Source organism: Virgibacillus sp. SK37 (genome assembly GCF_000725285.1).
Lineage (GTDB): Bacteria > Bacillota > Bacilli > Bacillales > Amphibacillaceae > Virgibacillus_Q.
In genome coordinates, this window is the sequence record NZ_CP007161.1 from 2,398,435 (window position 1) to 2,413,722 (window position 15,288).

14 protein-coding genes are annotated in these 15,288 nt (G+C 35.9%); 3 read left to right on the top strand and 11 right to left on the bottom strand.

The features are described from left to right. Window positions 1–172: 172 nt before the first annotated feature. Window positions 173–1,462 (top strand): uracil permease, encoded by a 1,290-nt coding sequence (gene uraA / locus X953_RS12345; RefSeq protein ID WP_040955856.1) that lies wholly within the window; start codon window positions 173–175, stop codon window positions 1,460–1,462. Window positions 1,463–1,504: 42 nt separating this feature from the next. Here the strand turns inward: uraA and X953_RS12350 are convergent, their stop codons facing one another. From X953_RS12350 to X953_RS12370, 5 genes are all read right to left on the bottom strand, one after another. Next, window positions 1,505–3,649, bottom strand: coding sequence for a type IA DNA topoisomerase (locus X953_RS12350; RefSeq protein WP_040955857.1), 2,145 nt, complete (start codon window positions 3,647–3,649; stop codon window positions 1,505–1,507). A gap of 169 nt (window positions 3,650–3,818) precedes the next feature. Beyond that, window positions 3,819–5,012, bottom strand: a complete 1,194-nt coding sequence (locus X953_RS12355) for a sodium:proton antiporter (RefSeq protein WP_040955858.1) — start codon at window positions 5,010–5,012, stop codon at window positions 3,819–3,821. A 31-nt stretch (window positions 5,013–5,043) separates the two neighbouring features. Further along, the gene (locus tag X953_RS12360; RefSeq protein WP_040955859.1) at window positions 5,044–6,453 is read right to left on the bottom strand and encodes a sodium/glutamate symporter; all 1,410 of its coding nucleotides are present in this window, start codon (window positions 6,451–6,453) and stop codon (window positions 5,044–5,046) included. Window positions 6,454–6,899: 446 nt separating this feature from the next. Then, the gene (locus X953_RS12365) at window positions 6,900–7,211 is read right to left on the bottom strand and encodes a type II toxin-antitoxin system RelE/ParE family toxin (RefSeq protein ID WP_040955860.1); all 312 of its coding nucleotides are present in this window, start codon (window positions 7,209–7,211) and stop codon (window positions 6,900–6,902) included. Beyond that, window positions 7,201–7,485: a type II toxin-antitoxin system Phd/YefM family antitoxin gene (locus X953_RS12370; RefSeq protein WP_040955861.1), complete on the bottom strand. Its 285-nt coding sequence runs from the start codon at window positions 7,483–7,485 to the stop codon at window positions 7,201–7,203. Before X953_RS12370 ends, X953_RS12365 begins: the two co-directional genes overlap by 11 nt. Window positions 7,486–7,813: 328 nt before the next feature. On the opposite strand from X953_RS12370, the gene X953_RS12375 reads away from it, so the two are divergent. Then, the gene (locus X953_RS12375) at window positions 7,814–8,731 is read left to right on the top strand and encodes a class I SAM-dependent methyltransferase (protein ID WP_040955862.1); all 918 of its coding nucleotides are present in this window, start codon (window positions 7,814–7,816) and stop codon (window positions 8,729–8,731) included. A 175-nt stretch (window positions 8,732–8,906) separates the two neighbouring features. Here X953_RS12375 and X953_RS12380 read toward each other — a convergent pair whose 3' ends face one another. From X953_RS12380 to X953_RS19570, 6 genes are all read right to left on the bottom strand, one after another. Next, window positions 8,907–9,200, bottom strand: coding sequence for a hypothetical protein (locus tag X953_RS12380; protein ID WP_040955863.1), 294 nt, complete (start codon window positions 9,198–9,200; stop codon window positions 8,907–8,909). A gap of 219 nt (window positions 9,201–9,419) precedes the next feature. After that, the gene (locus X953_RS12385) at window positions 9,420–10,016 is read right to left on the bottom strand and encodes a hypothetical protein (RefSeq protein WP_040955864.1); all 597 of its coding nucleotides are present in this window, start codon (window positions 10,014–10,016) and stop codon (window positions 9,420–9,422) included. Between the two features lie 97 nt (window positions 10,017–10,113). Further along, complete coding sequence (locus X953_RS12390; RefSeq protein WP_040955865.1) at window positions 10,114–10,476, bottom strand: GntR family transcriptional regulator; 363 nt, start codon at window positions 10,474–10,476, stop codon at window positions 10,114–10,116. Window positions 10,477–10,692: 216 nt separating this feature from the next. Then, window positions 10,693–11,091: a hypothetical protein gene (locus tag X953_RS12395; protein WP_040955866.1), complete on the bottom strand. Its 399-nt coding sequence runs from the start codon at window positions 11,089–11,091 to the stop codon at window positions 10,693–10,695. Between the two features lie 364 nt (window positions 11,092–11,455). Next, a complete protein-coding gene (dacB, locus tag X953_RS12400; RefSeq protein ID WP_040955867.1) occupies window positions 11,456–12,817 on the bottom strand; it encodes a D-alanyl-D-alanine carboxypeptidase/D-alanyl-D-alanine-endopeptidase in 1,362 nt (453 codons plus the stop codon). Between the two features lie 40 nt (window positions 12,818–12,857). Next, window positions 12,858–13,781 (bottom strand): DUF4349 domain-containing protein, encoded by a 924-nt coding sequence (locus tag X953_RS19570; protein WP_040955868.1) that lies wholly within the window; start codon window positions 13,779–13,781, stop codon window positions 12,858–12,860. 216 nt (window positions 13,782–13,997) lie between these two features. On the opposite strand from X953_RS19570, the gene X953_RS12410 reads away from it, so the two are divergent. Further along, on the top strand, window positions 13,998–15,248 hold the full coding sequence (locus X953_RS12410) for a DNA polymerase IV (RefSeq protein WP_040955869.1): 1,251 nt from the start codon (window positions 13,998–14,000) through the stop codon (window positions 15,246–15,248). The last annotated feature ends 40 nt before the right edge of the window (window positions 15,249–15,288 follow it).

Consider the following 15,288-nt stretch of genomic DNA (forward strand, 5'->3'; position numbering starts at 1 on the left):
TTTTTATGGACTAGACAACTGGAAACCTTCCGGATAGAAGAACAAGACAACACAATCTATCCTTATTCTGTATCCAAAATTTTTTCAAGCTGTCTTTTCCAAAGAAAGTTCTTTTGCTTTAATTGTTAATATCCTCTAGGTAACCGATGGGCATTATAAAGGAGGATGTAATGTGGCACATTATAAAGAGATTCAAGTTGATGAACGTCTACCACTGTTAAAAAGTTTGCCATTAAGTATTCAGCATTTATTTGCAATGTTCGGTTCCACTGTTTTAGTTCCAATTTTATTCGGGGTAAATCCTGCTACTATTCTATTAATGAATGGCTTCGGCACATTGTTATATATCTTTATTACAAAGGGAAAAATACCTGCATTTTTAGGTTCTAGTTTCGCTTTCTTATCACCGGTTTTTGCTGTACTTGATAATTATGCTGGTGACCAGGGATACAGCTATGCACTTGGAGGCTTTCTGGCCGTCGGTATTGTCCTGACTCTTGTGTCTATCCTTGTGAAATTCGTTGGCACCACTTGGATTGATGTTATTTTTCCTCCAGCTGCAATGGGAGCCATTGTTGCTGTCATTGGCTTGGAGCTTGTTCCCACCGCAGCTGAAATGGCTGGATGGATTGCCCCAGCTGATGCAGACCCTGCTTGGACGATGGATCCTAAAGTTGCTTTAGTCTCCTTTCTCACTTTAACTATTACGATCGTCTGTTGGGTTACCTTAAGAGGTTTTCTAAAAATTATTCCAATCCTTTTAGGTATTATAGGTGGTTATATTATTGCCTACTTCTTTGGTTTGGTAGATTTTTCAACTGTCAAGGAAGCTTCTTGGATCTCCCAACCCGAATTTTACAAAATTAAGTTTGATTGGTCCGCCATTTTAATTATCCTTCCTGCAGCGCTAGTATTAATTCCTGAGCACATTGGTCATTTATTTGTAACTAGCAATATTGTTAATAAGGATCTAATGAAAGACCCTGGGCTGGATCGCTCGTTAGCAGGAAACGGGATCTCTACTATCATCTCCAGTTTCTTAGGTTCCACTCCAAATACCACATATGGTGAGAATATTGGAGTCTTAGCAATTACAAGAGTATATTCCACGTGGATAATCGGTATTGCAGCAATACTTGCCATGATTTTATCCTTTGTTGGTAAATTAGCAGCTTTAATATCGTCCATACCTACTGCAGTGATGGGTGGGATTTCCCTTTTGCTATTCGGTATTATTGCAGTAAGCGGCCTTCGTATGCTTGTTGAAGCAAAAGTAGATTATAACCGTTCTCAAAACTTAATTCTTACTTGTGTTGTTTTGGTAATAGGAATTAGCGGAGCAACCGTTCAAATTGGCACAGTTGCTTTATCTGGTATGGGTTTAGCAACAATTGTAGCAATCATACTTGGCTTATTCTTTAAATTGCTTGACATATTAAACCTATCAAATGAAGATAGTTAAATAGATAAAAAGGGATAGCAAAATTAACATGCTATCCCTTTTTTATTTATTAAATTCCATTTTCCAACTATAATACTCGTTATCAACATTTTTCTCATAGCTTAAATAAGCGTTAAATTTATTTCCTTTTTTACTTGTTAATCCTTTAACAAAAGCCTTTTTATTCTTTAGTAGAGCCTTTACCATTGTTTTTGTTGGACGTTTTTTCATTGCAGCAAGGTACTTATCATTTTTCCAAACTACGAACTTACAGCCCTTCTTCCAATTTGTACACCCAAAGCCCTTTTTACTTTCTATTATCTTACCCTCACATGCCGGACATTTTCCAATTACTTCTGGTTTGGAAGAGGATGTAACCTCATGAATAATCTTTTCTTCTTCGTTTTTCATCTCAATAACTGCATCATTTGTGAATTTATAAATCATATGAAGAAACTGGTCTTTTGGAAAATTACCCTTTTGAATATCAGAGAGGATTTTTTCCAATTTACCGGTGAACTCCAAATCAAATAATTGTTTCACTGGGAAAGTTTCCACAAGACTTTTACCTAAATTGGTACAAATGAGATTCTTACTTTGATACGTAATATAACCAACATCCTTTAATTTTTTAATTGTCTCTGCTCTAGTAGCTGGCGTGCCAATACTAAATCCATTTAATACAGCTTCTGTTGAAGCATCTTCATCTTCTTTGTACCTTTTTCCACATGTCTCCATCACTCGCAGTAGCGTTTTTTCTGTATGATGCTTCGGTGGCTTTGTGACATGGGAAGTTACTTCCAATTTATCTGTTGAAACTCCCTCTTCTTTTTGTACATGGGGTAAAAGAGAATCCTTTGAAGGCATCTGTTCTACCTTTTTCCATCCTTCTACCAATTGTACTTTTCCTTTCGACACAAAAAGTCCTGTAACCCCTTCAATCTTTGTATGTAACCTCGTTTCCTCCACTTCTGCAAGTGGCATAAATTGCATGATAAAGCGATTTCTAACTGAATTATAAACAATTTGCTCCTCATTTGATAATCGTTTAGGCTTTAGGTATGTTGGTATAATAGCACTATGACTTTCCACTTTAGAGTTATTGAAAACACGTTTCAATTTCTTAAATTCAATTTCGTCTTTATAAGGCAAGTCTTCCGAATGAGTTTGTAAAACCTTTGCTGTTTTTCCAACTAAACTCTCATCAAGTGCAATACTCGATGTTCTCGGATAAGTAATGTATTTCTTTTCATAAAGTGATTGAGCTACCTTTAACACCTTATCGGATGTCCACCCCTTATACTTAGTGGTAATGTAACCTTGTAAGTTAGATAAATTGAAAAGAAATGGTGGAAATTCCTTTTTCTTTTCTACCTCTTTATTACTAATTTTCCCTGGCTTTTCATTTAGGTTTCGCTGAATATCATCTAATACTTCTCTTTTTTTAAATTTATCTTCTTTCTCTTCTGTATAAATTCCTTCATACTTTTCATTACGATCTGTCCGGAATGTTGCTGATAACTTATAATAATCCTCCGGGTTGAAAGTTTCTATTTCTTTATCACGATCATAGATGATTTTCAAAGTTGGCAATAAAACTCTACCAATATTAAGAGCCTTACCTCTTCCTTTTTGATACCTTAAAGTTGCTACAGATGTTAAGTTAATTCCGATTACCCAGTCCGCCCATTGTCTGCTAATACCAGCATCCCTTAATGGCTTCATTTCTTCATTTGGTTTTATTCTTTCCAAACCGGAAAGCACTTCTTTTTCTGTCCATTCATTTAGAAGTAATCGGTAAACATTTTTGCTTGGCCTGTTTTCTCTATAAATAATACTATCTCCAATTAGCTGACCTTCCCTATCATAGTCACAAGCTGAAATAATACTCTCCACATCAGCACGTTTCATAAGCTGATGAATAACTCGTAACTGTTTCGCAGCACCCGGATCCTGGCGTTGTTTATTTCCATAACCTGATTTAACTTTATATTTGAATTTAGAGGGGATAAATGGAAAGTTATCTAATTTCCATTTTGTCATTTTACTATCATAGTCCTTCGCGTCATATAGCTGGACTAAATGGCCATAAGCCCATGTAATAATATAGCCATTCCCTTCAAAATAGCCTTCTTTCTTTGTTTTAATTTTCAGAGCGTCCGCAATGTTCTTAGCCACCGAGGGTTTTTCAGCGAGGATTAATTTCATGTTATCACCTATTTCTACATATTGGGTTTAAAAGCTGAAGACATACAGAGGAAAAATGAAGAAGCTAACTTCTATTATACACGAACATATATTCAGTTGGGGAATTTAACTTCCTCCATCAAAAATAACTTTCTGCATCTCGCACTATGGTACGGGATGCAGATATCACTTACCTATTTTCTTTAGATAATTTGTTGATTATTGGGTAAACACCTATACTTTGAATGATTAAAGAAAGCACGATTACTGAAAAAGTCAATGAAACCAGTAAATGGTCACTGGAAGCTTCTGCTTCTAGACCAAGGAGTAAAGCAACAGACATCGTGCCTTTTATACCTGCCCATGTAATCAAGCCAGAGTCTTTCAAGGTAAACCGGTGATGCCAGCGAGGTATCATGATTGTAGAGCTTGCCAATACAATAAATCGGCTGACCAAAGATAGTATAAAGATAACAATAGCCAGAGACCATGGTACATCGAATAAATAATCAGCTGATTGAATACCGATTAACAGGAAAATTATCGATAAGATCGTAGGTTCTATAATTGTCCAAAAACCATCTAATGAATCGCGAAAATGTTCTTCTCGATGATGTTTACCAAATTCATAGGATAATAGCAAACCAGACGTAACTGTCGCTAATACACCAGAAACCCCCAGAAACTCTCCAAGATAGAAACTGCCATATGCAATGATTATACTAAGCATAACTTGGTATTGTCGGTGACTGGTATAATGAATTGCCTTACTAAGCAACCAGCCAAATATAATTCCAATTAATACCCCACCAAGTGATACAAAAAGGAACTCACCAATAAAGGATGAGACTGAAAAACTTTGGTCATGAAGATACATTTCCAATAACACAGTAAATACTACAATACTCGTACCATCATTTAGTAGAGACTCCCCTTCTACTACGTCGGCAACTTTTTCATCGCTAGTAGAATTTTTTAAAATGGAAACAACAGAAACAGGGTCTGTTGGTGATAAAATCCCTGCTATTAACAACGAAACTATGAAGGATAGATCTATAAATAGATTTCCTACCATATAAATGGAAAGGCCAAGAATCGCTACTGTAAGTATTAAACCAACTGTTCCCATTCCCCCAATCAACCATTTATTCTTTCGTAATGCTTGGACAGAAAAGGAATAGGAAGATGTGAATAACAATGCTGGTAAAAACACATTAAATATTATTTCTTTTGTAATTGTGATCTCTTGAAAAATTGGAACGAAGGATAGGACGATGCCCAACAGTACGAGAACTACTGGGACAGGAAAGTAATTCTGCTTTTTATCAATCGAAAAAACAATATATCCAGCAAGTAACAGTAGTAGAATCTGATGCGTAATCATCCGCCTTCCCTCCTTACATTGTCCATATTACTTATTTTTTCCCAAAATATAATAAACCTGTTAGAGCACCTGCTATACACATGACTGTTGCGACTAATAAAAACGGAATAGCTCCAAGTTGGTAGATGATTGGAACAGATAATGCTGTGACTAATCCTCCACCTAGAAAAGGTTCGTACACCAGCTGTTTATATCCAAACCCCTGAAATGCTGGCGACTCATTATTCGGATCCACTACCCGCATCAATAGAAGTCCTGTAGCAGTCACACCCATAGACTGCCCGAAATCTCCAATTCCTCTTTCAAACCAATACGTGGGGATTATTCTAGGAGCCAGAACCAGAAAGCCAAATACATTCCAAAGAATCCCTGCCCCAGCTAACAATAGAAAGGGAATAATATATTCTCCTATTACGTCCAATGAAACGGTTCCAATCGCGGTTAGTATTAATATATCAAGCGAGAAACCCTGGATACGGTTTATCATTCTACGATCGAGAATCTCCGAATTATCTACTTTATTAAATACAACTTGAATGAGAATTCCACCAATCATCGCCAGAGGAAATAATGGTATATACGTCATGAATGCGGAGTCTGTCCACATCCCCCATGTGACACTTTCAATCCATATTAATAACTTTAAGATAAGCCAACCAAGAAAAACAGCCATTCCAACAACCGCAAAGTGGAGTGAAAGTGGCTCGATGGATTCCGGTCTTACTGTCATTTTTGCTGCGGGCTCCCTATTTTGAAATTCCATGATCCCTTGTTTTCTTAGCGTAGAAAAATCTTTCACATCTTTAATAACGTTGGTTTTCTCTTTTCTGACTGCCCAATTAATTAGAATGATTCCCATAATTATTCCTGATAGGATGCCTACAGTCGCAAGCCCAATAGAAAGATCATAGGCTTCAGGAAAACCCATCTCTTTAAATGTTCCAGCCATCCCTGCTGCTGTACCATGTCCACCTTCAAATGCAACTTCTATAAGAGCTCCAGCCATTGGGGGCAATCCGAAAAATGGAGATAATACCAAAATAGTTAATAATATACCTATTACATATTGCCCCCATCCCATTGTCCATCCAAAGGCAAGTTGGGGACCACCATATTCCCATATTTTTGCTAGTGTTGGGATGGTGGCACCTAAAAATAAAGTAGCAAACACTACATTAATCATAATTCCTGGTAGAGCACTCCATACTTCCATCACTTCCTTTGTCATAATTCCGTTTATTAAAAAGGAATTGTCACTCACTACAAATCCAGCAAGCTTACCAAGTACTTGTGGCCCTAGAATTAAAGCTATAAATCCACCTATGATGGAGGATGGCAAAAATAAATTTTGTAACCATTTTACTTTTATTCGAATCCATTTTCCTATTAGTAGGAATGCTGCCAAATATAAAAAAGTAAAACCTATTTGGTCTGGTGTCATTTCCCCAACTCCTTCGTGAATAGAATTACTTGTAATTTCGTTCCCTGTAATGCACCTTCCTAAACTAATTCGGTCATTTCAGGATGCTTCACTCAAAAATAGATTATCATTTTTAAAAAGAAGGAATCCTCACTATGATAAAGTGGGATTTATTGTGAAGTATAAAGTGAAAATTTATACCTGTAATCAAAATTTAAACATTTTAAAAGGGCCTAGAGAAATAAATTCTCTAAGCCCTTTTAATTAAAGCTGCCTTTAGCGACTTAAATCTTATTCAAGAATAGCGGCCATTTGTTGAAGACCGGAATTGTTACGAGTAACATATAAAGCTACCTGAACTACAAACAACATAATAAATAACCTTTCGATAAATATCCGCTCATAGCTATACTATGAATTCAAAATGTCAAATAATTTCGTTTATCCCGTGATACGTTACACAACCATTAAAATAAATTGTGATAATCTCTTCTTCCATCAACTATTGCATAAATAATAATTGTCTGTTCTGTCTCATTAATCTTATAAAAGACAAGATGCCTCTCAGCAATGACTACTCTAAATCCTTGCTTTTTTAAAACCGAATGTCTTGGGACAATTCCTGACTCTGGAAATTCTTGAAGACGATGGATTGCAGTTTCGATTTTATCCAAATACGAAAGTGCAATATCAACATCTCCAGCATCATCAGCAATATAAAATATAATATCACGGAGTTGTTCTTCTGCCTTATCCGTTCGTAATATATTATACCTCATCTTCTTTCCTTTCCAGTAAAGATGCACGAAGGTCATCAAATGAATTCTGTATGGGTGCTACTCGTTCATTTCTTACATCGTCCTCAGCATCTGCAAGTGTTCGCAGTAGTTCCAACTCTGATTTCATCTGATAATAATCTTGCAAACCAAGAACTGCAGTATCTCCTCGTCCTTTTACGGTAATAATAACTGCACTTCTTGATTCTTTGCACTGCTTAGATATTTCATTGTAATGGTTTCTTAAATCCGCTGACGGTCTAATTGCTTCCCACATAGTGTCACCTCTTTCTATTTTATATTTATAGTCATATTATATCATAAGGTGACTATTTTTAATTACTTTTTCCCTTCAACTTTAATGCTTCCTCCCTGTATTCCAGACAATAACCCTTATATGCGAATATGGCGCTACTATTAGGGAAAAGCGCCCGATTGTTGTATTGTATTTTTTGATTTTTTCATGAGATAACATTTAAATACAAGTCAATATTATTGACAAAATAATTTAATTATGCTATAATTTACAGTTATTATATTCTCGTATATAATAAGATTCTCCTGGCCAGGGGAATCTTATTTTTATTATATGGGGGAATCAATGTATGGAGAAAAATGAATCCAGTTTAACTTCCTTAATTTCAGCTTTTGGTCGAGCATACCATAGTAAATATGACACACCAAAGATTTTTGATGATTATATTGCAAAAGATTTAATTACCCAAAAGGAATTTGAAGATATTCGTAAAAACATGATTCAAGGAATTCAATTTTTTAATCATGAAATTGCTATAAAATTTCAAGATCAACCCGATGAAATATTAAAATGGATTACACAAGTTCAACTCTCACCAACTCCATTAGCACGTGCTGCCTATTGTGAAAAAGTATTATTCCATGAGATAGTACTAGGAGCTGAACAATATGTCATTCTAGGAGCTGGATTGGATACATTTTGTTTTCGGAACCCAGAATTAGACCCTAAGTTGGAAATATTTGAAGTTGATTATCCGTCTACACAAGATTTTAAAAGGAATAGGCTAGCCAAATCTAATTATCAAATTCCTTATAATTTTCACTTTGTTCCAATGGATTTCACCAAAGATATTATCCTACAAAACCTTATTGATGAGGGTTTTCAACCAAACAAAAAAACCTTTTATAGTCTCTTAGGTGTTTCCTATTACTTAACAAAAGAAGAAATTTCAAATTTAATTAAAGAATTATTTGCAGAGATTCCATTGGGAAGTTCCATCGTTTTTGATTATGCAGATGATAAACTATTTGTAGAAAAAGGATTGTCTAACCGAGTTCAGAATATGGTGCAAATGGCATCCGCTAGTGGCGAACCAATGAAATCATGTTTTACTTATGACGAAATAGAAATATTGTTAGAAGATGCAGGATTACTTATTTACGAACATTTATCACCCGATGTTATAAATAATAAATTCTTTAGCGATCGTTCGGATTATTTAAAAGCCTTTGAAACGATTCATTACATCCATGCTGTAAAAAAATAATTATTTGTTTAATATCAGCTTACCCCTTAATCCTCTATTTGATTGAGGGGTAGGCTTATTATTAATTATTACACAATCTGGCCCTTTAACGGCGCAATGCTTATTCAACAACTGCGCCCTTTTCTGGAATAATGAGAAAAAGGGTTAATTTATAACTTCATTTTACAAATAGCATTTACTTTTCAACTGGTTCAAGTATAGTACGCTGAAGTGGTAACCCCCCCACCGCAACATTTCGTGAATGTATCATATAGCGTTTGCCATCAATAAGAAAAAAGCCGTCCTCTATGTACTCAACATTTTTACCCTGCTTTTCCAACTCACGTTTAACTGCTTCTGCTTGGTCAGTGAGATTGGTATAGCGTTCATCTAGTTCCAAGGTTATATTTTTATTTTTATAACCCATGAGACGTGTAAAACCAAAATATATAACAGCAAATATAATAATTGTAATAATAATATCCCACATAATTCTTCCTCCTATTTTTAATAAACTAGATTTCCATTGAGGTACCACCATCCTAAATGTTTTGCTAAGCAAAATTTCCTATCTCAAAACCAATTATTTCAAATTTATAGAATTAACACAATCCTTTTTCTATAAAAAATGGCGCTTATCTTATTTCAGATTGTACCCTTTTATGGAATAAGGAGGTCAGCTGTTTTCATTTTATGATAAATTCGTAAATCACTTATTTCTTAGCCTCATTTTATTCTTTGAAACCGTTAAGCGAATAATAATGCCCATGATTATTAAACAAAAGGTAATATTTTGTGCAATCCCTACAACGTTACTCCAGCTACTACTACCGCTTACAAATAGTTGCAATATCAACCCTGCCATTAAGATAAGTAGAGCGTACGGTGTTTTTTTAGTTAAAAACCCTACAATTCCACCGGAAATACCACCTACTGCTGAAGCACCGTACCAAATTGCATATGTGCCTATTCTTTCTTTAAATGGTACTGATATAGGGATGTCTGTGTAAAAGTTGCCGATTAAGAAGTAAAAAGTAATAGCGATTATGATATAAATAAAGCCAAATAACGCAGCCTTTTTGACGTTATTAGCAAATAAATAACCAACAAGCATAGCAAATATAAACCATAATGGTAAGGAATTAATAGTAACCGCTAAGTAAGAAAGGATAAGTTCCGAAACGGTTAAGGCCCCTATCGGTAGGTTGTCAGAAACAACTGAAAAAGTTCCTACGATTAAACCTACTATTAATGTAAAAGCTGCGAAATTTCGCCATTGCCTTCTATTTTCCTCTGCCTTTTTCAATAAATCCTCCCCCCCACTTAACTAAAAAAATGCCTTTTTTACAATTTTTATAGTTATCTATTTTTAATATAAAGAAATTAAAATAATCTTATGATGCCTACATATAATTTTTATTGACCAAATCTAAAACCTCATCAACAGGAACATTAATAGAACGAATAGAGCTAACAAAAGAGGATACAGCTTGTAGAATAAGTTCTTCTCTAACAGACCCTAAAATTTTCTCATCTTTTGTGATTTTACTTCGTCGGTTTCGTTCAGTATAAATCAACCCTTCCTCCTCCATTATCTTATAGGCTCGTTGCACTGTGTTGGAATTTACCTTCAGCCGACTAGCTAATTCTCTTCGTGATGGTATCTCCTGTCCCGGCTCTAACTTAGCTGAAGCAATTTGCTCTTTGATATAGCGAATAACGGCTGAATAAACCGTACCACGATTATTAATACTCAAACCACACATGGTAGCAACTCCTACTTTATCAACTGAGTCTAATAGTTGTATTAACCCATTAATACACTTGTGGCAAAACAATATACACTAACCATATGATAACCATTCTAAGTGTATTATATTGTTAATACACTTAGAATGTCAACTAGCTTAACTCTGACATAGTTAAAGTGTGGGCGGAATCTTTAATTTCAATTTTCAACAATATGGCCCATTTATAAGTAATTATTTTGGAATAACGCTTATCTTTTCTGCCCTTCGTACTGGAGGGTTTGATTCACCTTCGTCCTCTCCACCCCAGTAAACATTAACTTTTACACCCTGATTCAATTCAATTCTGTCTTGATCGTACATATCATCACTTATATCATAATCAGCACCATCGTTTTCTTGTGCTAATTCGATTAATTCATCTTCTGTTTTACCTAACACATCATTTATATCAACATTTGATATGACGAGCATACGGTATTTAAATTCTTCGTCATCAGCATCTAATTCTGTAATCCTTGCAATAATGCCCTCGTGTTCTTCATCATATGAATTAGTCCTATTTTCATTTTGTTTACAAGCGCTTAAAGTTACAAATAATAGCACTAGAATAAATACTATTACTCGTTTCAATGATTCAACCTCCCTCTTTATCATATAAGACGTGAAGAAGCCTTTATTCGTTTCAAGTATATTCCACAAACTGGCCCGTTTGTTGAACGAAGACCTCTCTTGACTTCTCTTTAATCCTGCCCATTAATTTAAGACATTTATTATTAGTCTTTTTATGTTCTTAAATATTATTTTAGCATAAATATCCAAATGTTTTAGTAAACACTCTAGATTTCACAATAAAAATCGCACGGTATTTTGTTGTTATATACCGTGCGATTTTTATTGATATATACTTTTTTGCTCCACTATGTAATCTCGTCAACTAACAATGACAGCTTTTTATTTTCTTGTGTGCCACTTAATCAGCGTGTAAGTGTATCATTTAATCTTTCAAAATAATCTCCAGCATTCTATCCTCTATTTCTTTGCCAATTTCTTCATCAAGCATATTGTTAAGCATTACAGAGAATATGTATTTCTTTCCACTATTAGCTTCTGCATAACCGGATAACGTACTTACACCATAAATAGTTCCTGTCTTAGCTTGAAGCTTTAGGCCTTTCAGCCGATCTCTTAATGTTCCGCCAACCAAGCGATCCTCCTTTCCGGCAACCGGAAGAGAATCTAGGTAGGTTGGGAACCAACTCTCCTTTTGAATGTGATATAAAAGTTTGGTGATTTCATTGGGAGGTATTAAACTTACATGAGAAATACCTGATCCGTCACGAAGCAATAGGTTGTCAATCTTCATATTATAATCCGTAAGTCTCTCTTCCAACACCTTAAGACCTGCTGGCCAGCTTCCGTCACCGTAAACTTTTCTTCCCATTTCTTTTATCAAAACTTCACCAATTCCATTATTGCTTAATTTCATAAATGGGACTAACATTTCAGATATGGGTTTGGAAGTGTGTGTACACAATATTTTTGCGTTAGTGGGACTTTCTGCTACCTTTACGGTTCCGCTCCACTTTATCGCTTTTTTTAATAAAGCGTGTTGCCAAACAGCAAGGACATACTCTGTTGGCTCCCATACGGCTACCCACTCTTTCCTATTCGGTGAATCGAGCGGGATATTTCCAGTAATGGTTATAGTGTTCGTGCCATGCAATCTTCTGATTACTATCTCTTCCTCTGTGCTGTGCACTTCATCCGTCTTTGCATTGTTTTCCACCCTCACGTAATCTGTAGGAGGTGATAACGTTACCTTTGGTTTATCTCCAATTGAATAGCCTGGAGCTACTTCTATAATAACTGTACCCGCATCGTAATCTTCGTCTGGTGATAAAGTCAATGCTGAGATCTGTCCTCCATAATAGGCATGTTCATCCTCCCACATCATGTCAGGCGATAATCGAATTAAATCATACCACCTATCATCTGCAACCAAATCTCCTGTTATTTCTTTAATTCCTTGAAGGCGGAGATCCTCGGTAAGCAGATCCAAGTCTTCTGGGACTAACGTTGGGTCTCCTTTTCCTACCAAATAAAGATTTCCCACTAATTTAGAATCAATTATTTCCCCATCTGCCTTTACTTCCGTAATAAATTTATACTTCTCCCCTAATTCGGATAGGGATGCAGCTGCAGTTAATAATTTCATATTGGAAGCAGGATGCATTCTCGTTTCACCTTGTCGCTCGTATACCACCTCACCATTATGTCTGTCACGAATACTTATTCCAGTAAGTGCCCCCATTAAAGCAGGTTCATTTGCAATAAAATTTTCAAGTTTTGCTTTCATTGTATTCCTCTATTCTCTGTTATATTAAGCATATAGATGATCATCTATTATCTTTATTAGATTTGCTAAGCTTTCGGATGACAATTAATACAATTACCGCTATGCTAGCTGTAACTAGTAATATCGGCAAATTACCAACAAAAAAGATGATCAAGCCCGAAACAGCTTTGAGAAGCCAATTTAAACTTTGTAAGAATTGCTGTTTGGTTTTATCCCATGTGTTGAGATCTTCTCCTGAAATCGCTAAATTGTTTTCAGTCATGTGGATTGTAATTGTGGCTAAATCAGATTTATTTTCCAAATATTTCATACGGCCTTTAATTTGATCAATTTCTTCCTGTACACTTGCTAAATCCTTGGAAATTGCCAATAAGTCTTCCGTTTTCTCAGCTTTTTTCATATAAGACAGCAACCGCTCTTCAACCACTTCTTTGGAGCGCAATCGTGATTCCAAGTCGATATATTCCTCTGTAACATCCTGACCTGAAATAGAGTTTGACAACACGTTTTTACTCCCATCTTCAACCAGCTGAATAAACTCCCGGAATTTTCCCTGAGGAATTCTGACGGTAATAAAACCACTTGTTCCTTTGTTTTCTTCTTCCTCAAACATGGATGATTCAACTACATATCCTTGATAAGCCTCTACTTTCTTTTGTATGTTCTCCAGTGCTTTTTCGTAGCTATTTATTTCGATCTCCAAATTTGCAGTATAGATAATTTTCCGTGGAGATGTATTTTGTTCCTGTGGAGTTTGTTGCTCTGTTTTATCTCCACTATTTTCCACGCCATCTTCTGCTGATTCAGTTGTCGCTTCTCCTTCTTCCGTTATCTTCTCACTTGCTTCCTCAGCCATATAGCTGTCAGCCTGTTTGCTCTCATTTTCACTTTCATTGCTACAGCCAGATAGTATGACTAAAATAATAGCAACACAAAAATAGAGTGTTAATCGCTTACTTAACATCTTTCCAACACCTCCATTTAACTTTCTATGTCTAAAAATATTTATCTTTTATATAAGTATAAACGATTTGGTTTTAAAATTGTCTTATTTCAAAAAAATTAATTAATTAACTTTTCCTATTTTTATTTTACTAGTTTGGGTTAAATTCCCATTGATAAAAAAAGAGGTATTCCCTATAATAAGAACAAATGTTCCTTTTTGGTGGTGGCTATTGTAATGGATTATTCTTCTTACCCTCGTAATGATGTACTATGTATAGATATGCGTTCTTTTTATGCAAGTGTGGAGGCGGTAAAACTTGGATTGGATCCTATGAAGACGTTGCTTGCGGTAGTCGGTGACCCGAATAGATCAGGCAGTATTGTTCTGGCTGCTTCACCAGAGCTGAAAAGAAGGCATGGCATTAGTAACGTAAGTCGTTTTTTTGAGTTACCCGATGACCCGGAAATTCATATTGTAGCAGCACATATGGCAGATTATTTAAACGTGTCAATGGAAATCACCAAACTGATCAACCAATACGTACCAAAACAAGCAATTCACCAATATTCCGTAGATGAAGTCTGGGTAACAGTAAACGGGCTTGATAAACTATTTGGAGCCCGTTGGGAAGTAGCAAGACAAATCAAGAAAGACATCTTGGATTGCTTTGGAATTACTGCTTCGATTGGGATCGGAGATAATAAGTTTCTTGCAAAAACAGTGATGGATCTGCATGCCAAGAAAGTAGGTATCGCTGAATGTACCTATGAACAAGTCAAAGAAAAACTTTGGCCTTTTCCCATAGAGGACATATGGGGAATCGGCAGCAGAATGAAGCGAAATCTCAATCGAATGGGAATTGTCACATTGGGACAGCTTGCCCGCTTTGACTTGGAACATTTAAAAAAGCGCTTTGGGGTGATGGGCGAGCAGTTATACTGGCATGCATGGGGAATTGATTTAAGTCCGGTATTTGGAGATTTTATAAAAACGGAACAAAAAGGATTTGGACATGGCATCTCTCTTTTAAGAGATTATTCCAAAGAGGAAGTAACGGTCTGTATCCTCGATCTTTGTGAAGAGGTTTGCCGGCGTGCCCGTGAAGCTGGGAAGACAGGAAGAACTGTTCAATTGGGCATCTCCTATGGCAAGGAAACAGGTGGCGGCTTCTCTCGCTCCAGATCGATCTACATCCCTACGAATGTAACTATGGATGTATATCAAATCTGTCTTCAGCTCTTCCAAGAATTTTATGATGGAAACAGTACTATTAGACATGTCTATGTTACGCTGAATAACCTTTTTCATGAGGGAGAAATACAGCTTAACCTATTTGAAGATCGGGCGAAAAAAAATGATATCGGGTATGTTATGGATGCTATTCGCCGAGATTATGGAGCGACAGCTATCCTTCGTGCCAGCAGCTATACAGAGGCCGGAATTACCTTGGAGCGCAGCAAGAAAATTGGTGGACATCGAGCATAATAATATATCCTTCTCCTTTCTATTCTCCAGTGTCGTAGCT